The following is a 25,948-nucleotide window of genomic DNA, read 5'->3' as shown; positions in this document are numbered from 1 at the left end:
GTACAATATATTTCTTTCTTTGTATAGCTAACACGGATTAACTCACATCCGTAGGTTTCGTGAACTTTGCTATCACATGGTAGAGCTGTTTATTTTAACAGCAATACATGCCGTTATATCATTCGATTTAGGCGCTATTCAGAGATTAACTGCATATAATGCCGTTATTTTCCTCAGGATTCAGGAAATTAGCTTCATAGAGCCGAAATAGAGGCATTAATTCATGTTAATTTGTCTCTAAGAGATATGTGGCTCCAATTAGCAGCATTAATTGTTGTTAAATGATTTGTCGCGTGGTTATGAGCTTGGGAAAATAAACACAAAAAAACCTAACCGTATGAAGCATAGCGGTCAGGTTCTTCAATGCTCATTATGAAAGTCGTCTTACGCTTGAGCCGTAAGAGCGTTCAATTTCTTCGCCAAGCGGGATTTCTTGCGGGCAGCCGCATTTTTATGAACTAGACCTTTAGAAGCAGCCTTGTCCAGCTTTTTGGAAGCAGCTTGGAAAGCAGTTTGAGCTGTTACAACTTCCGTACCTGCTAGTGCGATATCAGCAGTTTTCACAACTGTACGAAGCGCAGATTTCTGAGAAACGTTCAGTGCACGGCGTTTTTCGTTCGTTTTGACGCGTTTAACCGCGGATTTAATATTTGGCATTGAATTTCACCTCCTGGAAGACATTCGGAATCATCGAAATGATTCACAACTTAAAATAGTTTAGCATGATCACTAGTAAAAAGCAACACTAAATGCTTTCAAATTAAACCTCCAGCCTCTGTATAAACAGTGGCTTTCTCTCGCACACTATCGACAGAAGAAAAAGCAAATGCATACGAAGTGAGTTTTGCACGAAGTTATTCAATGGAGATTAGGCTAACAAAACTTAAGCGAATGCTTACGAAGCAGTTTTATTGCGAAGTAACTCATGGATGTGTAGCTCCATAAAACTAAGCGAATGCTTACGAAGCAGTTTTATTGCGAAGTAACTCATGGATGTGTAGCTCCATAAAACTTTTAGGAGGTTGAAATAACAATGGATCTGGACCTGCAGCTGTATTCGGTACGCACGGATTTGGCGGTCGAGGCTAAGGAAATGGCCCAAGGACCGCAGAAGATGCCGATACCCGGTGTGAACGAAGAGGTGGAAGAGTCGGACGGTATTAAGGTTACCCGGCTTGGAGTAGCCAATGCAGCCGGTTCACAGGCCATTGGGCGTGCTATAGGGAATTATGTGACATTGGAAGTTCCTGGCCTGCGTGACGGAGACACGGGGCTCCAGCAAAGAGTATCAGATGTCTTTGCTCGTGAATTCGAGAAGTTCATGACAAAGATTGGCATTGGAAAGGATTCCTCTGTACTAATTGTGGGTCTCGGTAACTGGAATGTTACTCCTGACTCACTTGGTCCCTTAGTTGTAGAGAACTCGCTCATTACGCGGCAGTTCTATGAGCTGGTTCCAGATCAGGTCTCTCCCGGGTACCGTAATGTGAGCGCAATTGCTCCCGGTGTGCTGGGACTGACGGGAATTGAGTCTAGTGAGGTTGTGCAAGGGATCGTGGACCGCACCAAGCCAGACGTTATCATTGCCATTGATGCCCTGGCCTCCCGTTCCTTGGAACGCATCAATACCACGATTCAGATCGCCGATATTGGGATTCATCCAGGCTCGGGCATTGGCAACAAGCGGCGTGGACTGACTCAGGAGATACTTGGGGTCCCTTGTATTGCTATTGGTGTACCTACCGTATGTTATGCCTCAACAATCGTCAATAATGTGCTGGAAATGATGAAGAAACATTTTGGTGGAGAAGGAGCCGCTCATACGAAAGAAATTATGGGTTTGCTAGATGAAATTTCGGAACAGGAGAGGCTGGCGCTGGTTAAAGAAGTATTGGAACCGCTTGGGCATGATCTGATTGTTACACCTAAGGAAATCGATGAGTTCATTGAAGGGATTGCTAATATCGTAGCTAGCGGACTGAATGCGGCCCTGCATGATGCCGTTGATCCCGGAAATGTTGGAGCGTATACCCACTGATTGCTGTATATAACGAAGCCCGTACTAGCCTGCCGAAGTAGCGCAGGCTGGTACGGGCTTCTGCTTTTTAAAATAATATCCTTATATTTCTCGAAGAAACGGATACGGTCCATAAAAGGACGGCGAAGCCGTTTCTTCTTGAGGATTTGCCACACTATTAACTAGAGATACGTGTATGCCTCTTTCTCTTATTTACGGTTCTAGTATTACTCTTGTGCTCATAGATTTGGAGTATAAGAGATTACAGAGGGCTGGAGGAGGACATTACAAACATGAACAAAAAATGGTTTCAGCTATGGAACATCGGCCGTTTACGGGGAAGATTGCTGGATGTTTTATCGCTGGGGAGAACGATGCTGCTGCTGGCTGGGGGGTCACTTGTGTTCTTCGTGTTGCTTGGAGCCGGAGGATTGGCTGGGCAGCAACTGAACTCTTCACCCATTCCGTCAATGAAAGGACTTGCCGCCTCGCTATCCAGCGGGTTTTTCATGGAATTGCTGGGGATGGAGGTTCCACATTTGCCTACAGGCAAGGAGCCAACGGCTTTTTCGGGTGAAAAGGTAACCTCCTTCGTGTTCCAACTGCTGACTAGTGTGAATCTGCATGATCCCAAAAGTCTGCTCTCCCGGGAAGTACCTGGGCTGGCGGGGGATGATCCATTTTTGCTGCGGAGTGGTTCAGGTGGCACAACAGGCGCACCGGCTGATTATCATCCAGAAACTGACGATCTGGCAGCGGGAGAGACAGGAACAGATGTAAATGACCCTTCTTCTATAGTGGATAAATCGGACAAGCCTGAGGATGCCACTCCGAAGCCGCAAACGACTGCAGCACCAGAGGCAACGGGCGAAGCTGCGGGAATAGGCAAAGGTGACTCTAGTAACAATGAGCAAGCTGGGCAGGATACTTCACTCAAACGTATTCTCATCTATCATTCTCATCCACGAGAGGCGTACAATCCTCTGCTCGGTGTAGCAAGCAGCAATCCAAACTCGGCCGTACCTTCTAAAAATGTCATGCTGGTAGGAACATATATCACCAATAGATTGGAACAACGTGGGATTGGAACTATCCACTCACAGGAGGATTATGCGACTAAAGTATCCGATTATAGCTGGAATTTCTCCTATAAGTATTCCCGGATTACGGTCAAATCTGTTCTGGCGGCGAATCAAGAAATGAATGAGATGATTGATATTCACCGTGATTCACAGCGGCATGACAAAACAACGGCTATGGTTAATGGAAAAAGCTACGCACAGGTGTATTTTATCCTTGGTCATGCGAATAAAGATTGGAAGAAGAATGAAGAGTTTGCGAATAAGATTCATCAACTGCTGGAGAAAAGTTATCCTGGCGTATCACGTGGCATTTGGGGCAAAGCAGCGGGCAAAGGCAATAACGGGGAGTACAATCAGACCCTATCTCCAAATAGTGTGTTGATTGAAGTGGGTGGAATTGACAACACGGCAGAGGAACTGAAGCGGACCGCAGATATATTAGGAGATGCCATAGCCGATGTGTATTGGAGCAGTCACGATGCGGAGAAAGCTAATGCTACTGGCACAATAGGTTCCACGAAGCCAGTGGACAGCAAATAGGTCGGCAAAGCCGCAAAAGGCTTCCACATATAATGTACAACGTCTGAAAAAGGGGTGGAGAAATGACGCGTTTTGGGAAAAAGCTGACGATGGTCGGGATATGGGCCGGAATCGGTCTGCTGATTGGTATGCAGTTTAGCGGCACCAATGGGGTGAAGATGTCTCAAGTGTTGCCGGGGGGGAACACCCTCCCGGACACGACGGCTCAGTCCAGCCAAGTGACAGGAATTAAGTCTCAGCCAGTAGCAAATAGTGTGACTCAGGATGGGAAGACCTATGTATATGTACCCGTAACCATTGATCCCGCTACAGGTGCCTATACTGCCCTTCCTGTGCAGAATCAGAACAACGGTACCACGCCAGTATCCGGTGAGCTGCCTCAGCAGGAAGTGGATGATTACAGTACGCAGTCTCCAGAGCAAATTCTAATTCCAGTGGAACAAAAGCCCACTGTGGATGTTCTGGCAGATAAGACTGCAGGACTGCTGCAACGGGCTTCCCAGAAAAGTATCCGCTGGGTAGTTTCCCTGTTCGCTTCTACGGATGAGTGATTCAGCAGAAGAATTTAGAAGAAACGGTTATTACACGTTATCGAGTTATCGTGTTATAGCTGTTTCTTTTTTTTGAAGTCCGTGCGGGATTGATGGGGGAAGCTTGTACTGTTATAATAAGTGGATTAACATCAGGCTGTCTGTGGGGGTAAGGAATGACTGACGTACAGAAAAGACAACAACAAATCCGCAATTTCTCGATTATTGCACATATAGACCATGGTAAATCGACACTGGCTGACCGCATTTTGGAATACACGGGTGCACTTAGCTCACGGGAAATGCAGGAACAGGTACTCGACCAAATGGATCTGGAGCGCGAACGCGGTATAACGATAAAACTGCAGGCCGTACGCCTCACCTATCGCGCTGACGATGGTGTGGATTATTTTCTCAATCTGATCGATACACCAGGGCATGTCGATTTCACTTATGAAGTCTCCCGCTCGCTGGCCGCTTGCGAAGGTGCGCTGCTGGTCGTGGATGCGGCTCAAGGCATCGAAGCACAGACGCTCGCTAACGTGTATCTTGCACTGGATAACAACCTGGAGATTCTCCCGGTTATCAACAAGATCGATCTGCCCAACGCTGACCCGGAACGGGTTAAGCAGGAAATCGAAGACGTTATTGGACTGGATACCAGTGAAGCGGTTATGGCCTCAGGTAAATCCGGTATTGGGATAAAAGAAATACTGGAACAGGTAGTGAAGCAGGTGCCTGCTCCAACGGGTGATTCCACACAACCGCTGAAGGCGTTGATCTTTGACTCCCATTACGATCCTTATAAGGGTGTTATCGTCTATGTTCGCGTTGTGGACGGCAGTATTCGGGCCGGCTCCAAGATTAAGATGATGGCTACCGAAAAAACCTTTGAAGTCATTGAGGTTGGTGCGTTCATGCCGCGTATGACCATCGTGGATGAGCTGAATATTGGCGATGTTGGTTTCATTGTAGCCGGTATCAAGCATGTCGGAGATACCCGTGTCGGTGATACGGTAACGGATGCCAAGAATCCGACACCTGAACCGCTCCCAGGTTACCGCAAAATTAACCCAATGGTATACTGCGGTCTGTATCCCATCGAAACATCCGATTATAACGATCTGCGCGAAGCGCTGGAGAAACTGCAATTGAACGATGCATCGCTTAGTTTTGAGCCGGAAAGCTCAAGTGCACTCGGATTTGGTTTCCGCTGTGGATTCCTTGGTTTGCTGCATATGGAGATTATTCAGGAACGGATTGAACGGGAGTTCGATCTGCCGCTGATCACAACCGCACCGAGTGTTATTTACCGCATTATGCTGACAAGTGGTGAAACGTTAACGATCGACAACCCGTCGCATTATCCGGAAATTGGCACCATTGATTATATTGAAGAACCTTACGTCAAGGCCGGAATCATCGTGCCGAATGACTACGTGGGTACCGTTATGGAACTGTGCCAGAATAAACGTGGCGAGTTCGTTAATATGGAGTATCTGGATACCAGCCGGGTTACGATCACCTATGAGATTCCACTGTCGGAAATCGTCTATGATTTCTTCGATCAGCTGAAGTCCGGTACAAAGGGTTATGCTTCCTATGATTATGAAGTATCCGGCTACCGCCGCTCGAACCTGGTCAAAATGGACATTCTGCTGAACAACGAACAGGTCGATGCTTTGTCCTTCATCGTTCACCGTGACCGTGCTTATAACCGCGGACGCGTCATTTGCGAGAAGCTGCGCGGCATCATCCCACGCCAAATGTTCGAGGTGCCGATTCAGGCTTCTGTCGGGACAAAGGTTGTTGCGCGAGAAACCGTTAAGGCTATGCGCAAGAACGTCCTGGCTAAATGTTATGGCGGTGACATTTCACGTAAGCGCAAGCTGCTTGAGAAACAGAAGGAAGGCAAGAAGCGCATGAAGCAGGTCGGCAGTGTCGAAGTGCCGCAGGAAGCGTTCATGGCTGTGCTGGAAATCGATTAAGTTTAAGACGCGTAAGCAATGCAACTGCAAGGGAAGCCTGACGGCTTCCCTTTTCTGGCTTTTTAGCTAGGTAAGTTAATCTCAAATTTTAAACAGTAAAGGAGACAGCTATGACAACCCAACCTACCAGCCGTCCCCCTGAGGCCGTATATATTCATATCCCTTTTTGCACGAATAAGTGCTTTTATTGTGATTTTAATTCCTATGTCCTGAAGGATCAGCCGGTTATGGATTACCTGCGCGCCTTGGACCGGGAGATGGAACTGACTGTTCAGAACACTCCACCTGGGGTGATCAAGACTATTTTTGTAGGTGGAGGTACGCCAACGGTGCTGAAGCCCGATGAAATGGCCTACTTCCTGAAATCCATACGAACACACTTCCCGAATTGGGATGACAATATAGAGTTCTCGATGGAAGCCAATCCCGGGACAACCGACCCTGATAAGCTGGCTGTGATGAAAGACGGCGGCGTAAATCGGGTGAGCTTCGGTGTTCAAGCCTTTCAGAATGAACTGCTAAGCGGCATTGGGCGGATTCATGATGTAGATGATGTATATCGCAGCCTGGAGAATGCACGTGCGGCTGGACTCCATAACCTGTCGATCGATCTCATGTTTGGGTTGCCGAACCAGACCGTGGCTATGCTGGCCGAGAGCATACGCAAAGCGTTGGAGCTTGATCTGCCCCATTATTCGATATATAGCCTCAAGGTAGAGGAGAACACACTTTTTCATACAATGTTTAATAAGAATAAGCTCCCGCTTCCTAATGAAGAGGATGAGTTGGAGATGTATCTGCTTCTTATGTCTTCGATGAAGGCAGCAGGTTACGATCAATATGAGATCAGCAACTTTGCCAAGCCTGGGATGGAGAGCCGTCATAACATTACGTACTGGCACAATGAAGACTATTATGGTCTGGGTGCAGGGGCGCATGGTTATGTTAAGCGGCAGCGTCATGTAAACATTAAGGGAGTCAATCCTTATATTGAAGCAACCCGTAAGGGGCTGCCACAGCTTGATTCGTTCCCCATTTCGCAGCTAGAGGCGATGGAGGATTTTATGATGGTGGGCCTGCGTCTTCGTGAAGGGGTGTCTAATACGGCGTTCCAAGCGCAATTCGGACAGACGCTTGAGGATGTGTTCGCCAAATCATTGCATAAAATGGTGCATGCGGGCTTACTGGAGCACGTCGGGGGCATCTATCGACTGAGCAACCAAGGCGTCCTTTTTGGAAATGATGTATTTGGCGAATTTGTCGGGGCTCTGACAGAGGTTTAATTTTAAAATAACTCTTGAATTGTAATTCACTCTGTTGTATATTTATTCATATTATCAAACAGAGGGGTGATTCAGAGTGCTTGCCAAAACGGAAATGATCCGCCATTCTTCTTCTAATGGAGATGCAAAAGTGATATGTAGAAATGCCAAGGCGGAAGATGTTGAACCGCTGTATCTGATGATAGAAGAATATGCTCAGCGCGGTATCATGCTGCCCCGTTCTCGCAAAGCTCTGGAGCGCCAGATCGATCAGTTCGTTGTTGCTGAAATTAATGGTAAGTTTGTGGGCTGCGGTTCGCTCTTCAGACTGGGGAATGATCTCGTAGAGGTTCGTTCGATTGGCCTGAGTGACGAAGGTAGAGGCAAAGGAATAGGCACCTTAATTTTGGTGAAGCTGGTTGAAGAGGCCAGACGCCAGAAAATTCCGAAAATCATGGCCCTCACCTATGCCGTCGATTTTTTCCTGAGAAACGGATTCGCAGTGGTCGAGAAAGAGATTTTCCCTGAAAAAGTCTGGACCGATTGCATAAACTGTAAGAAGCAGAACGCCTGCGATGAAATTGCTGTGCTCAAAATACTGAACTAATTGTGGACTACGCAAAGTTACTTTGTATAAGAAAACCACTATCTACTTAGACATTAAATGGTCTAGTAGATAGTGGTTTTTTTTGATGTTCAAATTTAATTTTATAATTAGTGTCGAAGAATATTCATAACTTTCGACATTTATAGCTTGTAAACGCTAATCATATATAATAATATACTAATATACCACTTTTGAAAACGCTATCTAAACTTTTCATCGATTACTCTTATAAATTGGTAAAGGAGATATGAAAACATGGAATTTATCGGAAATGACTTTATTTTAAACAATAAGACGGCGAAAAAACTCTATCATGAGTTTGCGGAACCGCAGCCTATTATCGACTATCATTGCCATCTGGACCCGAAAGAAATTGCCGAGAATAAACCTTTTGCGACAATTACTGATCTTTGGCTGGCGGGAGACCATTATAAATGGAGAGCAATGCGCGCCAATGGCGTTCCTGAAGAGAAGATAACAGGTAATGCAAGCCCTGATGAGAAGTTTAAAGCTTGGGCCGAAACCGTTGAATCCTGCGTGGGCAACCCGCTGTATCATTGGACCCATCTGGAACTGAAGAAGTACTTCGGAATCAATGAAGTATTGAATGGATCGAATTGGGAGAAAGTGTGGAATCAATGCAATGAAATGCTTAAACAACCACAATTCACACCCAGAGGATTGATTGAACAGTCGAACGTGGAAGTAATCTGCACGACGGATGCTCCCTGTGATACGTTGGAATATCATGAAGCTATTTCAAAAGTTGCGGATTTCTCGACCAAGGTACTGCCGACATTTCGTCCGGACGAAGCTTTGGACCCTTCAGCAGAGGTACTTGTGAATTTTGTCACAAAACTACAAAAATGCACTTCCCAAAAAGTAGAGAATTTCAACAGCTTCCTGAGTGCGCTTGATGAACGAGTGGAATACTTTCATCAGAGAGGTGGTCGTTTGTCAGATCACGGCTTAATGAAGATTGAGTATTCGGTATCAAGTGAAGTGGAGCAAGAAGCGATGTTCCAGAAGAAAATGAGCGGAATCGCGTTATCGACAGAAGAAGAAGTGAAATTTACAACAGCTGTGATCTTGTCCCTTGCCAGTTCCTACAAAAAAAGAAATTGGACTATGCAAGTTCATTTCGGAGCTATTCGCAGTAATAATACCGCCATGTATCGTAAGATTGGAGCCAACACAGGGTATGATTCCATTTATGACCAACCCAATATCGCCGAAAACCTGAATCAATTGTTGAACGCGATGGAGGAGAATGACGCTCTTCCCAAAACGATTCTGTACAACCTAAACCCAGGGGTAAACGATATTGTTGCTTCGGCTATCGGGAATTTCCAGAAGTCAGGTTCGGTCAAGTCCAGCATTCAGTTTGGCTCAGGCTGGTGGTTCAGTGATACCAAGCGGGGAATGATCCGGCAATTGACTACTTTGGCCGATCAAGGGCTGTTAATGAATTTTGTGGGAATGCTGACCGACTCACGCAGTTTCATCTCCTATACAAGACATGAGTATTTCCGTCGTATTCTCTGCAATTTGGTTGGCCAATGGGTTGAAGACGGAGAAATACCGGATGATCAGGAGCTACTAAAGAAGCTGATTGAGAACATTAGTTATAACAACGCCAAATCCTTTTTCAAATTCTAAGAAAATATAGCACATTACCTTGTAATCATTCATTAGGAGGAAATTAACAATGTCGAAGAAGAACAAAGTAGTAACCATCCCAGTCAGTATCGGTTACGGATTAACGGATTTGATGGGCGGGGGTGCCTTCACCATTATCGGAGCTTGGCTGCTATTCTACTATACAACGTTTGTCGGAATGTCTCCGGTTAAGGCTGCATCGATAGTAGCGATCGCGCGAATCGTTGATGCCATCGTAAGTTTATTTATGGGCACCATCACCGATCACTTCTACAAAACGAAGTTAGGCAAAAAATTCGGCAGAAGAAAATTCTTTCTGCTGATCGGATCACCCTTAATGCTGATGTACTCATTGCTATGGGTAACGGGTATGAGTTATTGGTTCTACCTGATCTGTTATCTCTTGTTTGAAATCATTGCGGCTATGGTATTGATTCCGTGGGAGACGCTTCCTTCAGAAATGACCAAAAAATTCAATGAACGAACTAAGCTATCTACCGCCCGTATGTTTATCTCTGCACTCGGTACGTTCTTGGCCACGTTTATCCCAGGACGATTGATCGCCTATTTCGGGGATGACAACGCTTATGCCTATTTTCTTAACGGCTTGATCTTCGCTATTCTGTTCGCGATCTGCGTATTTATTTCCTACAAAGTAACTTGGGAAAGAGACCTGACGCCAGCAATGATAGAAGAGATGGAGCAGAAAGTAGTAAAGAAAACGTTTGGCGAGCAATTAAAATCACTTGGAGGCTTATTCAAAGACTATGGCTCCACTTTCAAAGTCAAGGCTTTCCGCAAACATTTAGTTATTTATTTACTGTCTTTTACGGCAAAGGATATATTCAACACCTTATTTGTATTCTTCTGTGTATTCGCTCTGAACATTTCATCGTCCCGGGCAGCCGACTTGCTTTCCTTAAGCATCATTGGTTTGCCAGTTACCCTGCTCGCAGGATTGGCTATTATTAAATTTGGTCCATCGAGATTGTATGCAATCTCCTATACGACGATGTTTATCTGTATTTTAGGTTTCTATAGCGTCTATATGTTTGATCCGAGCTCAAAGATTGCCATCCTGTTTGTTCTCGCGGCATTTTACCAAATCGGCAGATGCTTACTGGAGTTTACGCCATGGAACGTATTTCCGTTCATTCCCGACGTTGACGAGATGATTACTAAAAAAAGACGTGAAGGCTTGTTCGCAGCCGTTATGACTTTTGGTAGAAAAACTACAGTTGCTATTGCGACCTTCTGTGTAGGTCTTGTCTTACAGGAAAGCGGTTTTGTCAAAGGAGAAACAGTTCAATCCGCTCTAGCAATATCAACTATTTCAAATACCTTGTTGATTGGAGCAGGTTCCTTGCTGCTGTTAGCCCTGCTGTTCGCTTTGACCTTCAAACTGAATAAAAGAACACATGGTATCCTGGTGACGGAAGTCGAACGTTTGAAAAACAATGGCTCCAAAAAGGATGTTACTCCGGAAACTAAGGCTGTAGTCGAAAATTTGACAGGTTACCGCTATGAGGATGTCTGGCCAAGCTGATCACCAACATTAATAATAAAGGAGTGATATTTTGTGAAAATGACGTTTCGCTGGTTCGGCAGTACTGATGATAGCGTTACGCTTGAACAAATCCGCCAAATTCCCGGAATGACGGGGATTGTCGGAGCCTTGTTTGATGTACCAGTCGGAGAAGTATGGCCCATAGAGAAAATTGCCAAGTTGAAAAAAGAAGTCGAGGATGCTGGTCTGGAGCTTGAGATCATTGAAAGTGTCAACATTCATGATGACATCAAAATTGGCCTCCCGACTCGGGATAAGTACATCGAAAATTATAGTCAGACCATCCGAAATCTGGCTCAGTATGGGATCAAGGTCATCTGTTACAACTTTATGCCCGTGTTTGACTGGACCCGCACGAACCTGGCGAAAGAGCTGGCTGACAAATCCACCGTCCTGTCCTATGAACAGGGGGTTGTCGACAAAATCGATCCTACAGCTATGCTGGAAACCTTCAAAAGTTCAGCGAATGGCTTCTCCTTGCCAGGCTGGGAGCCGGAACGGATGGCAACTCTGAAGGATCTGTTTAGCAAATATGAAGGGCTTACTGAAGATACGTTATTTGATAATCTGAAGTATTTTTTGGAAGGCGTTATTCCAACTTGCATTGAGTGTGATGTGAAACTTGCCATTCATCCAGATGATCCGCCATGGCCTATCTTTGGCCTGCCGCGTATCGTTAAGAACGAAGCGGATCTGGAAAGAATTGTTGGACTGGTGGACAGCCCTTATAACGGATTGACTTTATGTTCGGGCTGCTTGGGAGCAAATCCTTCCAATGACATTCCGAAGTTGATCCGACGGTTCGGAGCGATGGGCAGAATTCACTTTGCACATGTCCGCAATATCTACATTCACGAGAATGGTGACTTCGACGAATCCTCACATCTGTCCTGTGACGGCTCTCTGGACTTGTTTGAGATCATGAAAGCTTATCATGATATTGGTTTTACCGGCTATATCCGGCCTGACCACGGAAGAATGATCTGGGGAGAGAAAGCCAGACCTGGATACGGATTGTACGACCGAGCGTTAGGAGTAACCTACTTAAACGGCCTCTGGGAAGCGATCGGTAAAATGGCACAAGTTAAATAGACAGCACAAAAATACACCCCTTAGTTTGCAGCGGATAAACCCAAAAGGTTGTCCAATGCTGTTCTAAGGGGTGTATTTTAAAAATAGTCCGGATATTTTTTTAATACGATATCTTTTTCGTCTACCATAAGATGCAAGTGCTCGGAGATCAAATCTTCGGCTCTTTGGGCATCCCCAAGCTTAACGACATTGAGAATTTCATTATGGTGCTCAATCAATAGTTTCAAATCCAGTTCGACAAGTGAGCTTCTGATCCACCGGAATCGATTGAGGTGAGCGTTAAAGGATTGCAGCCAATTCCAGGTGTTTTCTTTGCTTTCGATCTTATAGAAGGCGTAATGGAATTTCTCATCCAAATCGAAAAATTTCTCGGGTTGATTCTTATTGGAGTAAAATTCCTGCAGATCGATGATATCTTGAATACTTGCAATTTGCTCAGGAGTGATATGTTTACAACTGTTAGCAACAATGACTTTTTCAATATTTTGTCTGACAAAACGGGCTTCTTCAGCCATTTTCAAATCAATTTTGGAAACATAGGTTCCGCTTTGGGGAACAATCTGCAGCAATCCTTCTTCACTCAACCGCAGAAAGGCTTCTCTAACAGGTGTTCTGCTGATGTTGGTTTGTTGAGCGATCTCCAGCTCGGAAATCTTTTGTCCAGGTATGTACTCCATGGTCAGGATTCTGTTCTTGATCACACTGTATAAAATATCGCGATTATTTGTATAGGAAGGCATATGTACTCTCCTTATATATTAATAAACAAGTTTGAGAGGGGCTAAATCAGGCTAACACACATAGTATTTTTAGTCAATTATGGGTCTGCTAAGTCTTATCAGATCCTTAATGATAACAGAAATAGTATGGATTGTGCTGTGAAGAAGCTGACACTTAATCTTCCTGAAAAAAACTCTTCATTATAGAGACAAATCACCAAACCTAGATAAATTCCATGAAAAACACTTGAAAAGTAACGGTAATGTCGCGTTTTAAGGCCTGCGATGAAATAGCTGTTCGCAAAATGATGAACTGACTTGACAATGCCAAGGTCAGTTTGGTATTTTTGTATTAGTGGTTAGCACTCATCTGCTTCGAGTGCTAACGAATCGGAGCCACAGCCGATAGGAGGGAATACATGTTAACAGACCGTCAGAGAATGATACTGAATGCTATCGTAGATGATTATATCTCCTCGGCTGAGCCAGTAGGCTCGCGCAGCATTTCTAAACGCGGGGATGTAGGCTACAGTCCTGCTACAATTCGTAACGAAATGGCTGATCTCGAGGATTTGGGATATCTCGAACAGCCGCATACATCGGCAGGAAGAATTCCATCTCATAAAGGGTACCGTTATTATGTGGATCATCTGGTACCGTGGAATTCCGCCGAATCGGCAGAGATGGGCACGATCCGCGCTTTTTTCGCCGAGAAGCTAAACGCGATGGAGCAAGTCATCCAGCATGCGGCACTGGTGCTATCAAATATGACGAATTATACTTCCATCCTGCTGGGACCGGAGGTTTTTCATACTTCATTGCGCCATTTTCAGCTGCTCCCACTGGATGATAGAACCGCTGTCGCAATTATCGTTACCAGCACAGGTCAAGTCGAGAACCGGACCGTAAATATTCCGCCAGAGGTTTCTGTTTCCGAGATGGAGAAAGTGGTTAACCTGCTAAATAGCAAGTTGGTGAATGTACCGCTCTATAAGCTGAAGACCCGACTCTATTCGGAGATTGGCGAGGAGATGCAGCGTCACATTTCTCATTATGAAGAATTAATGCAAGTGCTGGACACTGCGCTGGAAAGCGATCAGGAGCAGCGTATTTACCTCAGCGGAGCAACGAATATGCTGAATCAGCCGGAATTCAAAGATGTCGACAAGGTGAAGACTATTCTTGATCTACTGGAAGAGACGCCTACCCTGCTTAAGATGATGGCTCCAGAATTAGGTGGGACCGGTATTCAGGTCCGCATAGGAACAGAGAATAATCACGTGGCGTTCGCCAATTGCAGTCTTATTACTGCCACTTATTCACTGGACGGACAGGCGCTTGGAAGTATCGGCATCCTGGGCCCGACCCGGATGGAATACGCGCGGGTAATGGGTATCCTGGGCATTTTGTCCCGAGATTTGACAGCGATGCTGGCACACTGGTATAAGTGAACAGAGTCGTGATTGATTATAAGGAGGTGAAGACAACTTGAAAGAGGAACAAGTTCAAGATTCTAATGAAATTAAAGATCAGGTTATAAATGAGGAGCTCACAGCTGATGCTGATGAAGCGGTCTTGGAGGCCGACTCATTTACCGCAGAAGAAGCTAATGAAGAGGCTTCAGGCACCGGTGGAGAGATCCAGCGTCTACAGGAGCTGGCTGATGAATATCAGGGGCGCGCGCTGCGTGTGCAGGCTGATTTTGACAATTTCCGCCGTCGTACCTTGAAGGAGAAGGAAGAGTTCTCCAAGTATGCTACCTCGAAGCTCGTAACAGAATTGCTTACAGTTCTGGACAACTTTGAACGTGCACTGGTCACGGCTCCGGCTAACCCTGAATTTGAGGCTTTTACAAAAGGTGTGAATATGATATTCCGTCAGTTGGATGGGGTATTGAAAGCTGAAGGGCTTACGGCTATGGAAACGGTAGGACAGCCTTTTAATCCTGAATATCATCAGGCTATCATGCAGGTCGAGAGCGAGGAACACGAAGAAGGTATCGTGACGGAAGAGGTCCAGAAGGGCTATCTCCTGAAAGATAAGATCCTTCGTCCCGCCATGGTCAAAGTCAGCATGTAGTCTGTCTATATAGGACGGGCAGTCACTGCCCGCCATGAAGCGGCAAGACCTTCGCCGGAAACATTATCCGGTCGTATGGTTATGCACAGGTGCTTGGACAATTAAACGTATGACACTAGATACTATTTAGGAGCTAAAGCTCCATATAATTTTGAGGAGGCACATTATAGTGAGTAAAGTTATCGGTATTGACTTAGGAACCACCAACTCTTGCGTTGCAGTTATGGAAGGCGGCGAAGCAGTCGTTATTCCAAATCCAGAAGGCGCACGTACAACCCCTTCGGTTGTAGGCTTCAAGAAAGACGGCGAACGTATCGTCGGTGAAACAGCTAAACGTCAGGCTATTACGAACCCTGATCGTACGATCAGTTCGATCAAACGCCATATTGGTACTAACCACAAAGAAACTATCGATGGTAAAGATTACTCTCCACAAGAAATTTCAGCAATGATTCTCCAAAAGCTGAAATCCGATGCTGAAGCTTATCTTGGCCAAACAGTAACTCAAGCGGTTATTACAGTTCCTGCTTATTTTAACGATAGCCAGCGTCAAGCCACTAAGGATGCCGGTAAAATCGCTGGTCTTGAAGTTCTGCGTATTGTGAACGAACCAACAGCAGCGGCTTTGGCTTATGGTTTGGAGAAATCCGAAGATCAGACTATCCTTGTCTACGACCTTGGTGGCGGTACGTTCGACGTATCTATCCTTGAACTCGGCGACGGTTTCTTCGAAGTAAAAGCTACTAGCGGTGACAACCGTCTGGGCGGCGATGACTTTGACCAAATCATTGTCGATTACCTGGTATCCGAATTTAAGAAAGAGCAAGGCATTGACCTTAGCAAGGATAAATCGGCTGTGCAGCGTCTGAAAGATGCAGCTGAGAAAGCTAAGAAGGAACTATCTGGCGTACTATCAACTACAGTTTCACTTCCGTTTATCACTGTTGTTGACGGAGTGCCGCAGCATTTGGAGCTTAACATTACTCGTGCGAAATTTGATGAATTGACTTCAGCTCTGGTTGAACGTACTTTGGGACCTACTCGCCAAGCGCTTACGGATGCTGGCATGACTCCAGCGGATCTGACCAGAATCGTACTTGTAGGTGGTTCTACACGTATTCCAGCTGTACAGGATGCTATTAAGAAGCTTACAGGCAAAGAACCGCATAAAGGTGTGAATCCGGATGAAGTGGTAGCACTTGGTGCTGCTATTCAAGCGGGTGTATTGACTGGTGATGTTAAAGACGTAGTATTGCTCGACGTAACTCCACTCTCCCTGGGTATCGAAACTGCGGGCGGCGTATTTACGAAGATGATTGAACGCAATACAACGATTCCTACAAGCAAATCACAGGTATATTCTACTTTTGCCGATAACCAACCAAGCGTAGAGATTCATGTACTGCAAGGTGAACGCCAAATGGCGAACGGCAACAAGACGCTGGGACGCTTTATGCTGGGTGATATTCCTCCGGCTCCACGCGGCGTACCACAGATTGAAGTTACCTTTGATATTGATGCCAATGGTATCGTTAATGTATCGGCGACAGATAAAGGTACGAACAAGAGTCAGAAGATCACGATCACTTCTTCAAGCGGTCTGAGCGACGCTGAAGTTGAGCAAATGATGAAGGATGCCGAGCTTCACGCTGAGGAAGACCGTCTGCGCAAGGAACTGGTAGAAGCGAAGAACAGTGCTGACCAACTCGTGTATTCAACAGATAAAGTGATCAAAGATCTTGGCGACAAAGCTGAAGCTTCGGAGATCGAAAAAGCCAATGAAGCTAAAGACAAAGTCAAAGCCGCACTAGAAACCGACAATATTGAAGAAATCACAGCTGCTACTGAAGCGCTGACTGAAATCGTCCAACAGTTGTCTGTAAAGCTGTATGAACAAGCCGCTCAAGCTGAACAAGGCGCTGAAGAAGCCGCTGAAGGCACTACTAAGAAAGACAATGTAGTAGATGCTGATTATGAGGTTGTTGACGATGAGAAGAATCAAGGGTAACCTTAAACGAATAGTATAAGCACAAACGGCTCGCCGTCCTGTTCAAGGAAGGCGCCCGAACTAATAAGTTCTTATATTTTGCAAGAAGGGAAGGTCAAGACCGGGGCATCCCGTGTTTTGACTTTCCTTTTATAATGTTAAGAAGCATCAACTTAGTATTGATGTATGGAGGTGAAAGCAGTGGCAGATAAACGCGATTATTATGAAGTACTGGGCCTTGCAAGAGATGCTTCAGACGATGAGGTGAAGAAAGCGTACCGCAAGCTGGCGCGTCAGTATCATCCGGACGTGAACAAAGCAAGCGATTCCGAGGCCAAGTTTAAAGAAGTAAAAGAAGCCTATGATATTCTGAGTGACGGTCAGCAGCGTGCCCGGTATGACCAGTATGGTCACACTGATCCGAACCAAGGTGGCTTTGGTGGCGGCGGAGGCGGTGATTTCGGTGGCGGCTTAGGCGACATCTTCGACATGTTCTTCGGTGGCGGCGGACGTCGTGACCCGAACGCACCGCAGCGTGGTGGCGATTTGCAGTATACGATGACCATTGAGTTCAAGGAAGCGGTATTCGGCAAAGAAAACGATATTACGATTCCGCGCACAGAGAACTGTGACACCTGCTTCGGTTCCGGGGCTAAGCCGGGTACTAAACCGGAAACCTGTTCCGTATGCCGGGGGAGCGGTCAACAAGAATTTGTGCAGAATACACCGCTTGGACAGATGCGCAATCGTCGTCCCTGCTCGCATTGTTCGGGAACGGGTCAGATCATCAAGGAAAAATGTACGACTTGTAACGGCAATGGTAAGGTCAAGAAGCAACGCAAGATTCATGTGCGTATTCCTGCCGGAGTTGATGATGGCGCGCAGCTGCGCATGACTGGCGAAGGTGAAGGCGGCGTGCGTGGCGGCCCTTCCGGTGATTTATATATTGTGATCCGTGTTAAACCACATGATTTCTTTGTTCGTGAGAATGATGATATCCTGTGCGAGGTACCCCTTACGTTCGCTCAAGCCGCGCTTGGCGACGAGATTGAGATCCCAACCCTTACGGAAAAGGTTAAGCTAAAGATCCCTGCGGGTACGCAGACAGGCACCTTCTTCCGCCTCAAGGGTAAAGGCGTTCCGCGTTTACGCGGCACAGGCCAAGGCGATCAGCATGTTCGAGTAATTGTGGTAACCCCAAGTAAGCTTAGTGATGAGCAGAAAGAATTGCTTGGTCAGTTCGCATCTTATAATGGTGAGAGCACACATGGCAAAGAGCAATCCTTCTTTGATCGTGTGAAACGTGCGTTTCGCGGGGATTGATCTATTGTCCATCTTCCGACCCTTTCGATAAAATGAATTAGAGGTTGTCCCACAAGCCATTAAGAATGGCTGGGGACAGCTTCTTTTTTTATATTGGCCAAGCATAAAACAACTTTAATTATGACAATATAATTAGGCAACTATATAAGCTGAACTGGAGAAGTCTGAATTTTAAGCGAGAGCAGGGATATGATGTCAGAGAGATATATACTGGCCTATTTCAAGAGCCCGGAGGAAGCGGAGGGCGTCTCACGAAAGCTACAGGCATTGCGGGTAATTGAACAATCGATTGACCGCTTCAGTAGATATGGGGAGACTGGTTTGAAATCGGGAGTAAACCCGGTGACTGGCAATATAGCCAGTATGGCTTCCATGACTGCTGAGAGAGCACACACAGGCATACTTGCTGCTGCAGATACAAGTGCCAGTGGAATGAGCCATGGAGGCGATGGGGGGCCAACAGGGAGGAACATTTTGCTTACCGTTATATTGAACTCGGATTCCTATGATCAAGTGTTAGGTTTAATTGAAGAGGCTGGTGGAATGATCTGAGGGATTACTTTTATAAAATAGGTGAAAGGAGTCTGAAATTACAATATGGACAGAGAAAATTCTAAAATCTACTCCAAAACGGAAAAGCTTAAAATGCTCTACGAAGCTAAGAATGAGGATGTGGAATTCTCGGCAGCAGAAGCAGACCAAGAGGATGTTGAAGCACAGGCAAGATCCCTAGAAGCGGACAAACGGCAGCTGCATGAGATATTAAAGAAAGAATAATAGGAATTGTTCAAAGGATGCCCCACTGATGTGGGGTGTTTTTGCGCAAATATAAGAATTTTCACACTATAACTTATCCTTCTATTTCTCGCTTCTACTTGTACAGCATGTATAATTAGTTTACATACGAGGATCTATGTAAGGGGGACAATATGGACACAATTATATTATGGGGTGGATTTGCACTAGTTATTGCACTGTTAACCTTTCTGAATCAAAAGCAAATGTATTCTTCCAGAGTTAAGCGGGCTTACCGTGAGCTGCGGGAGCTTTCGGAACAAGTCGGCAATGAGCAATCATCAGCGGCTGATCTAAACCGCTGGGAGTCGGGTCTGGCTGAAATGGAGAAGCATCCGAACGAATACAACAAACTGGATTTTGAAATCGGGCTGCGACGAGCCTTTGTTCTATATCTGGAACGGCATTATCCGCAGGATGCCAGGTTACCTCAGTTACAGGAAGCTGCATCACATCGGAAGGATTCGGTCTGGGGAATTAAAATGGGTGACTACGGTTCAAAAAAATAAAGTTTGACATGTACATACAAGTGGCTTGTGCTATAATAACTTGTATTACTCTATTTGAGCAGTCTGAGGTGTACCATGGGCGATAAACCGATACCGAAATATATGCAGTTAAAGGGTGAATTACTATCCTGGATTCAATCTGGACGACTGAAGCCGGATGATCAAACGCCATCAGAGCATGAGATTGCTGGGCAGTTCAGTATGAGCAGACAGACCGTACGCCAGGCATTGGGTCAACTGGAGAAGGAAGGCTGGTTGTATCGCCTGCAAGGAAAAGGAACCTTTGTTGCCCGCCAGGATACGCGTTCACTGCAGCAGAGCAACATGATTGGGATGATGACCACCCATATTTCCGATTACATCTTTCCGCATATTGTACGTGGAGCAGAAGCACGGCTGCGCGAAGGCGGATATAGCATGATGCTCTCCAGTACGGACAATGATAAGAATAAAGAACGCGAGAACTTAGAAATGATGTTAAGCCAGCCATTCAAGGGGCTTATAATCGAACCGACCAAAAGTGCACAGGGCAACCCCAATTTGCAGTTATTCCTGTCACTGGAAATTCATCGGATTCCATTCATTATGATTAATGAGCGCTATCCAGAGCTGCATTGTCCCTGCCTGAAGCTGGACGATGAAGCCGGAGGATTTATGGCGGCCGAGCATCTTATACAGCTGGGACATAAGGAGATTGCCGGGTTCTTCAAGACAGATGATTTGCAGGGAGCCAATCGGCTAAAGGGATTTACTAGGGCGTTCCATAAATACCGTCTTCCTTTGGGACAAGATACTGTAACCCACTATACGACAGAGCAAAAGCTGACGGTGCCTTATGAAGCGGCGCTCCAAATGTTGCAGCGCCAAATGCGGCCTACTGCATTTGTCTGCTACAATGATGAATTGGCAGTTCTGCTATTGGAAGCGGCGCGGCAGACTGGCCTCAGCGTACCTGAAGATCTGTCCATTATTGGGTTCGATGACTCGACGCTGGCGACAGCGACCGAGGTGAAGCTGACTACTCTGAGTCACCCGAAGCTGGAGATGGGCGTGCGGGCCGCAGATATGCTGATCGATATGATGGAGAAAAGAACGGCAGATGCTCCGAAGGATGTTATTTATAAGCCGGAGATTATTCTGCGGAACTCGACCCAAGCACCGAGAAACTCCAAAGTATAATAGATGAAAGTCACGATGATGAAGTCCACACAGAAAGTGTGGGCTTTTTAACATTCAGACGCTTAAATATAGATTAAAAAGAATATTATGTGACAGACGAGGGATATTGTTGAATATATAGAATAAGTATTCTAGAAATAGAATAAGTACATATGGGGAGTGTTTGTGGATTATGAAAGATAAGGCAAAAGGTTTGGTTTTTGGAATAGTAATAGGCACAATGATAACGGGGACCTCAGCATTTGCCGCAACAAGTTCAAAGCTGAATGTTGTGTTGGAAAATGTTAAATTTATGTTTGATGGTGTGCATAAGCAAACTTCACAGGCTATTATTTATAACGGTCAATTGTATGCACCAGCAAAAAACATAGCACAAGGTGTAGGAGAAAGTTTTACATATGACGGTAGCACCAAAACAGCATGGATTGGTCAGAAACAAGGTATTTTCAAATATTTGGATGAGGTTAGTTATGCTAGAATTGATGGTAAGCAGAAAGATAGTTTATACTTCAAAAACTGGACAAATCCAGATGGATTAAAGTTTCACATCGCAGACCAACAATACTTGCATGGAATAGGTGCAGTCTTAGATAGCAACTACTATACTTCGGATGAGAATATAATATCTGTTGACTATAATCTCAATAGTAAATATAAGAAACTGACAGGTTTCATTGGAGTAGACGATTATACTAAGAATTCAGATAATACTGGCACTTTCATCATATTAGGAGATGGACAAGAGCTTTTTCGAAAAGAAGAAATTCGTGGCGGAGACGTTCCTGTGAAAGTTGATGTAGATGTAAATGGTATTCTGAAACTAGAAATTAAATTTGAAGCAACTCAGGATGAAGGTAAGCAGCTTGATCTAGTTTTTGGTGAAGCGAAACTGATTCAATAAGTCTGTATAAATCAAATCAATAGATTATAAAAAGAGCTCCTGCCTTCTTTTTCTGGCAAGGGCTCTTATTTGTATGTACCTTTGCTACTTCACATCAAATAACTATAGATTAATTGTACGTACAAGTGTATAATGAGAGGGCAAAGTAGGAATGATCAAACCTAAGATAATAGGGAGGATTACGAATGTTGGAGCAATTAAAGCAAGAGGTATTAGAGGCAAATCTTGATCTGCCCAGATACAATTTGGTAACGTTTACATGGGGAAATGTCAGTGGTATTGACCGGGAACAGGGTTTGGTAGTTATTAAACCGAGTGGTGTGGAATACGACAAGCTGCGTCTGGACGATATGGTTGTGCTTGATCTGGAGGGCAATATTGTAGAAGGCAGTTACAGACCTTCTTCTGATACAGCTACTCATTTAGCGTTATACAAAGCTTTTCCGAATATTGGAGGCATTGTCCATACGCATTCACCTTGGGCGACAGGCTGGGCACAGGCGGGCAGAGGTATTCCTGCACTGGGAACGACCCATGCTGATTATTATTACGGAGAGATTCCTTGTACTCGTGCCATGACAGAGGAAGAAATTAAAGGCGCTTATGAGTTGGAGACAGGCAATGTCATCATTGAAACATTCAAGGATCTGGACCCGGATCGAATTCCGGGTGTGCTCGTGCATTGTCATGCTCCCTTTAACTGGGGCAAGGATGCCCATAATGCGGTTCATAACGCAGTTGTACTGGAGGAGGTCGCAAAGATGGCGACCCAAAGCTATCAATTGAATCCGAACCTGCAGCCGATGAGCCAACATTTATTGGACCGCCACTTTCTGCGCAAGCATGGAGCGAATGCTTATTATGGACAAAGCTAATTACTATATATAAAGGAGAATTCGTACATGAGTAAAAAATATGCTATAGGTGTCGATTACGGAACACAATCCGGACGCGCCGTGCTGGTAGATCTGGCCGATGGCACGGAGGTCGCAGATCATGTGACGCCTTATCCGCATCACGTCATTGATGAGATTTTGCCTGTAACAGGCAAGAAGCTGGATTATGACTGGGCTCTCCAGCATCCGGCAGACTACATTGAAGTACTGAAACGTTCTGTACCTGAGGTGATCCGTCAGTCCGGCATTGATCCGGCAGATGTTGTAGGGGTCGGTATTGATTTTACTGCGTGTACGATGCTTCCGGTAAATGAACAAGGGCAGCCGCTTTGCCTGCTTCCTGAATATTCTGAGAATCCGCATAGCTGGACGAAGCTGTGGAAGCATCATGCGGCGCAGGACGAAGCTAATGAGATCAACCGTATTGCCGCAGAACGTGGAGAGAAATGGCTGCCTCGTTACGGCGGCAAGATTTCCTCCGAATGGATGATGGCTAAGGTATGGCAGATTCTGAATGAAGCACCGGAGATTTATGAAGCGGCTGACCAATTCCTCGAAGCAACAGACTGGGTGATTTCGCAAATGACCGGAAATATTGTCCGCAATAGCTGTACGGCGGGCTATAAAGCTATCTGGCATAAAGCGGATGGATACCCGGATAAGGAATTTTTCAAGGCGCTAGACCCCCGTTTGGAGAATTTAACGACTACTAAGCTGCGCGGAGATATCGTTCCGCTGGGAACGAAGGCTGGAGAATTGACAGCGGAAATGGCACAGCTGACCGGTCTTATTGCTGGCACGGCAGTCGCTGTTGGCAACGTAGATGCACATGCTGCTGTACCCGCAGTAGGCGTAGTTACCCCAGGCAAACTTGTTATGGCCATGGGAACGTCAATCTGTCATATGTTGCTGGGCGAGACTGAACAAGAGGTTGAAGGCATGTGTGGCGTGGTTGAAGACGGTATTATTCCAGGTTATTTCGGCTATGAAGCAGGGCAATCGGCCGTTGGCGATATTTTCGAATGGTATGTAGAAGAAGCCGTTCCGGCTTACGTAAAAGAAGCAGCAGCGCTTGAGAATGTGAATGTGCACGAATGGTTGGAGACACGTGCAGCCGCCTATAAGCCAGGTCAAACTGGACTGTTGGCGCTTGACTGGTGGAACGGTAACCGCTCTGTGCTTGTAGATACTAATCTTACAGGTCTGCTGCTCGGCTGCACGCTGCTGACGAAGCCAGAAGAAATTTACCGTACATTATTAGAAGCAACAGCCTTCGGGACTCGTAAGATTGTCGATGCTTTCCACGGAAATGGAGTAGCTGTAGACGTTTTGTATGCTTGCGGTGGACTTCCTCAGAAGAACCGGCTGCTTATGCAAATCTATGCCGATGTGACGAACCGTGAAATTAAGGTAGCGGCTTCCAAGCAGACACCAGCCCTCGGTGCGGCTATGTTCGGCGCAGTTGCAGCAGGAGCAGACAAGGGCGGATACGATTCAATTGTGGAAGCGGCTGAGAAGATGGCTCGTGTACGTGAAGATTCCTATCTACCAATTCCGGAGAATGTAGCTATCTATGAGCTGCTGTTCCAAGAATATTCCAAATTGCATGATTACTTCGGCCGTGGCGAGAACAACGTCATGAAGCACCTGAAAGCCATTAAAGAAGAAGTTACTGAATAAATTTTAGGAGGAAATTATACATGTTAACTATTAAACCTTATCAATTTTGGTTCGTAACCGGCAGCCAGCATTTGTATGGTCCCGAAACTATTCAAGAGGTTAATGATCACTCCAGCCAGATTACAGCAGGTTTGAATACTGATGGTGTCATACCTTTTGAGATTATTTTCAAGCCTGTGCTAACGACTGCTGATGAAATTCGCAAAATGGCGATTGCAGCCAACAGTGACGAGGCTTGTGCTGGTATTATTACTTGGATGCATACCTTCTCTCCGGCCAAAATGTGGATTTCCGGCCTGTCTCAGTTGCGCAAGCCTTTGCTGCATCTGGCTACTCAGTTCAACCGTGATATTCCATGGGATTCCATCGACATGGATTTCATGAATACCAACCAATCTGCGCATGGTGACCGTGAATATGGATTCATCGGTGCCCGGATGGGCATCGCCCGTAAGGTTGTAGTAGGGTATTGGGAAGATAACGAAGTTAGAGCACGGATCGGCAGCTGGATGAATACAGCAGCAGCCTTTAATGAGAGCCAATGTCTTAAGGTTGCTAGATTCGGAGATAACATGCGTTCCGTTGCCGTAACCGAAGGAGATAAGGTCGAAGCGCAAATCAAGCTTGGTTGGACGGTAGATGGATATGGCGTAGGTGATCTGGTAGAACGTGTTGACGCTGTAACTGAAGCACAGCTGGACGAACTGATGGCTGAATATGCTGAAGCTTATGATTTTGCCCAAGGCGGCGATCAAGAGGGTGCTGTTCGTGAGTCGATCCGTTATCAGGCCCGCATCGAGCTTGGCCTGAAATCCTTCCTTGAAGAAGGTGGGTATACAGCTTTCATTACTACTTTTGAAGACTTGCACGGGCTGAAGCAGCTTCCGGGTCTTGCCGTGCAACGCTTGATGGAGCAAGGCTATGGCTTCGCTGGTGAAGGCGACTGGAAGACAGCTGCACTTGTCCGCCTGATGAAGATCATTGCCGGCAATAAGGGCACTTCTTTTATGGAAGATTATACTTATCATCTGGATCCGGCTAACGAGCTTGTACTTGGCTCGCACATGCTGGAGGTATGCCCGACAATCGCCATTGACAAACCAAAGCTTGAAGTGCATCCACTCGGTATCGGCGGTAAGGAAGATCCGGCCCGCATGGTCTTCAACGGTCGTTCCGGTGACGCATTGAATGCATCCATTATTGACCTCGGCAACCGATTCCGCTTGCTCGTCAATGAAGTAGTAGCGGTAGAGCCTATCGAAGCTATGCCGAATCTGCCGGTTGCCCGTGTGCTATGGAAAGTACAGCCAAGTCTCAAAGCGGGCGTAGAAGCCTGGATTCTGGCTGGTGGCGCGCATCATACCGGATTCTCCTATGTAGTTACTACGGAGCAGTTGCTTGATTTTGCTGAAATGGTTGGCATTGAGTGTGTGGTTATTGATAAAGATACGAATACACGGGCCTTCCGCAGTGAGTTGCGCCTGAATGATATCGCTTGGAAGCTTCTATAATTTCATGAATAAATAACACTCAGAA

General features: G+C 45.8%; 23 protein-coding genes. 21 read left to right on the top strand and 2 right to left on the bottom strand.

From position 1 onward, the window contains the following. Positions 1–384: 384 nt before the first annotated feature. Complete coding sequence (rpsT, locus tag GJB61_RS22460) at positions 385–657, bottom strand: 30S ribosomal protein S20 (RefSeq protein ID WP_154121263.1); 273 nt, start codon at positions 655–657, stop codon at positions 385–387. Between the two features lie 376 nt (positions 658–1,033). On the opposite strand from rpsT, the gene gpr reads away from it, so the two are divergent. The 9 genes from gpr (at position 1,034) to uxuA (ending at position 12,344) form a co-directional block, all read left to right on the top strand. Further along, the gene (gene gpr / locus GJB61_RS22455) at positions 1,034–2,038 is read left to right on the top strand and encodes a GPR endopeptidase (RefSeq protein WP_154121262.1); all 1,005 of its coding nucleotides are present in this window, start codon (positions 1,034–1,036) and stop codon (positions 2,036–2,038) included. A 272-nt stretch (positions 2,039–2,310) separates the two neighbouring features. Next, positions 2,311–3,639: a stage II sporulation protein P gene (locus tag GJB61_RS22450; protein ID WP_154121261.1), complete on the top strand. Its 1,329-nt coding sequence runs from the start codon at positions 2,311–2,313 to the stop codon at positions 3,637–3,639. A 62-nt stretch (positions 3,640–3,701) separates the two neighbouring features. Further along, positions 3,702–4,190 carry a hypothetical protein gene (locus GJB61_RS22445; RefSeq protein ID WP_154121260.1) on the top strand — a complete coding sequence of 163 codons (489 nt, stop codon included), beginning with the start codon at positions 3,702–3,704 and terminating at the stop codon, positions 4,188–4,190. Between the two features lie 155 nt (positions 4,191–4,345). Continuing rightward, entirely contained in the window at positions 4,346–6,157 is a 1,812-nt protein-coding gene (gene lepA, locus GJB61_RS22440) for a translation elongation factor 4 (protein ID WP_154121259.1), read from the top strand. A gap of 110 nt (positions 6,158–6,267) precedes the next feature. Further along, on the top strand, positions 6,268–7,440 hold the full coding sequence (hemW, locus tag GJB61_RS22435; protein WP_154121258.1) for a radical SAM family heme chaperone HemW: 1,173 nt from the start codon (positions 6,268–6,270) through the stop codon (positions 7,438–7,440). Between the two features lie 94 nt (positions 7,441–7,534). Continuing rightward, entirely contained in the window at positions 7,535–8,026 is a 492-nt protein-coding gene (locus GJB61_RS22430) for an N-acetyltransferase (protein WP_154121356.1), read from the top strand. 255 nt (positions 8,027–8,281) lie between these two features. After that, positions 8,282–9,685, top strand: coding sequence for a glucuronate isomerase (gene uxaC / locus GJB61_RS22425; protein ID WP_154121257.1), 1,404 nt, complete (start codon positions 8,282–8,284; stop codon positions 9,683–9,685). Between the two features lie 49 nt (positions 9,686–9,734). Then, entirely contained in the window at positions 9,735–11,231 is a 1,497-nt protein-coding gene (locus GJB61_RS22420; protein ID WP_154121256.1) for an MFS transporter, read from the top strand. A gap of 33 nt (positions 11,232–11,264) precedes the next feature. Then, a complete protein-coding gene (uxuA, locus tag GJB61_RS22415; protein ID WP_338116029.1) occupies positions 11,265–12,344 on the top strand; it encodes a mannonate dehydratase in 1,080 nt (359 codons plus the stop codon). Between the two features lie 77 nt (positions 12,345–12,421). On the opposite strand, the gene GJB61_RS22410 is transcribed toward uxuA, so the two are convergent. Then, the gene (locus tag GJB61_RS22410) at positions 12,422–13,084 is read right to left on the bottom strand and encodes a GntR family transcriptional regulator (RefSeq protein ID WP_154121255.1); all 663 of its coding nucleotides are present in this window, start codon (positions 13,082–13,084) and stop codon (positions 12,422–12,424) included. A 398-nt stretch (positions 13,085–13,482) separates the two neighbouring features. On the opposite strand from GJB61_RS22410, the gene hrcA reads away from it, so the two are divergent. From hrcA to araA, 12 genes are all read left to right on the top strand, one after another. Further along, the gene (gene hrcA / locus GJB61_RS22405; RefSeq protein ID WP_154121254.1) at positions 13,483–14,514 is read left to right on the top strand and encodes a heat-inducible transcriptional repressor HrcA; all 1,032 of its coding nucleotides are present in this window, start codon (positions 13,483–13,485) and stop codon (positions 14,512–14,514) included. 37 nt (positions 14,515–14,551) lie between these two features. Continuing rightward, entirely contained in the window at positions 14,552–15,142 is a 591-nt protein-coding gene (gene grpE / locus GJB61_RS22400) for a nucleotide exchange factor GrpE (protein ID WP_154121253.1), read from the top strand. Between the two features lie 169 nt (positions 15,143–15,311). Then, positions 15,312–17,150: a molecular chaperone DnaK gene (gene dnaK / locus GJB61_RS22395; RefSeq protein WP_338116028.1), complete on the top strand. Its 1,839-nt coding sequence runs from the start codon at positions 15,312–15,314 to the stop codon at positions 17,148–17,150. 180 nt (positions 17,151–17,330) lie between these two features. After that, entirely contained in the window at positions 17,331–18,452 is a 1,122-nt protein-coding gene (gene dnaJ / locus GJB61_RS22390) for a molecular chaperone DnaJ (protein ID WP_338116027.1), read from the top strand. A 192-nt stretch (positions 18,453–18,644) separates the two neighbouring features. Further along, positions 18,645–19,004 (top strand): hypothetical protein, encoded by a 360-nt coding sequence (locus GJB61_RS22385; protein ID WP_154121354.1) that lies wholly within the window; start codon positions 18,645–18,647, stop codon positions 19,002–19,004. Between the two features lie 45 nt (positions 19,005–19,049). Beyond that, positions 19,050–19,229: a YfhD family protein gene (locus GJB61_RS22380; RefSeq protein WP_154121250.1), complete on the top strand. Its 180-nt coding sequence runs from the start codon at positions 19,050–19,052 to the stop codon at positions 19,227–19,229. Between the two features lie 152 nt (positions 19,230–19,381). Further along, complete coding sequence (locus GJB61_RS22375; RefSeq protein WP_154121249.1) at positions 19,382–19,756, top strand: hypothetical protein; 375 nt, start codon at positions 19,382–19,384, stop codon at positions 19,754–19,756. A 75-nt stretch (positions 19,757–19,831) separates the two neighbouring features. Further along, a complete protein-coding gene (locus tag GJB61_RS22370) occupies positions 19,832–20,935 on the top strand; it encodes a GntR family transcriptional regulator (protein WP_154121248.1) in 1,104 nt (367 codons plus the stop codon). 172 nt (positions 20,936–21,107) lie between these two features. Beyond that, the gene (locus tag GJB61_RS22365; protein WP_154121247.1) at positions 21,108–21,836 is read left to right on the top strand and encodes an NPCBM/NEW2 domain-containing protein; all 729 of its coding nucleotides are present in this window, start codon (positions 21,108–21,110) and stop codon (positions 21,834–21,836) included. 185 nt (positions 21,837–22,021) lie between these two features. Further along, positions 22,022–22,711: an L-ribulose-5-phosphate 4-epimerase gene (gene araD / locus GJB61_RS22360; protein ID WP_154121246.1), complete on the top strand. Its 690-nt coding sequence runs from the start codon at positions 22,022–22,024 to the stop codon at positions 22,709–22,711. A 27-nt stretch (positions 22,712–22,738) separates the two neighbouring features. After that, positions 22,739–24,412, top strand: a complete 1,674-nt coding sequence (locus tag GJB61_RS22355; RefSeq protein ID WP_154121245.1) for a ribulokinase — start codon at positions 22,739–22,741, stop codon at positions 24,410–24,412. A 20-nt stretch (positions 24,413–24,432) separates the two neighbouring features. Continuing rightward, positions 24,433–25,923: an L-arabinose isomerase gene (gene araA, locus GJB61_RS22350; protein ID WP_154121244.1), complete on the top strand. Its 1,491-nt coding sequence runs from the start codon at positions 24,433–24,435 to the stop codon at positions 25,921–25,923. The last annotated feature ends 25 nt before the right edge of the window (positions 25,924–25,948 follow it).

The organism is Paenibacillus monticola (assembly GCF_009664975.1).
GTDB lineage: Bacteria > Bacillota > Bacilli > Paenibacillales > Paenibacillaceae > Paenibacillus_AQ > Paenibacillus_AQ monticola.
Note: the sequence above shows the minus strand (reverse complement) of the source record. Positions and strands in the feature narration are given on the sequence as shown.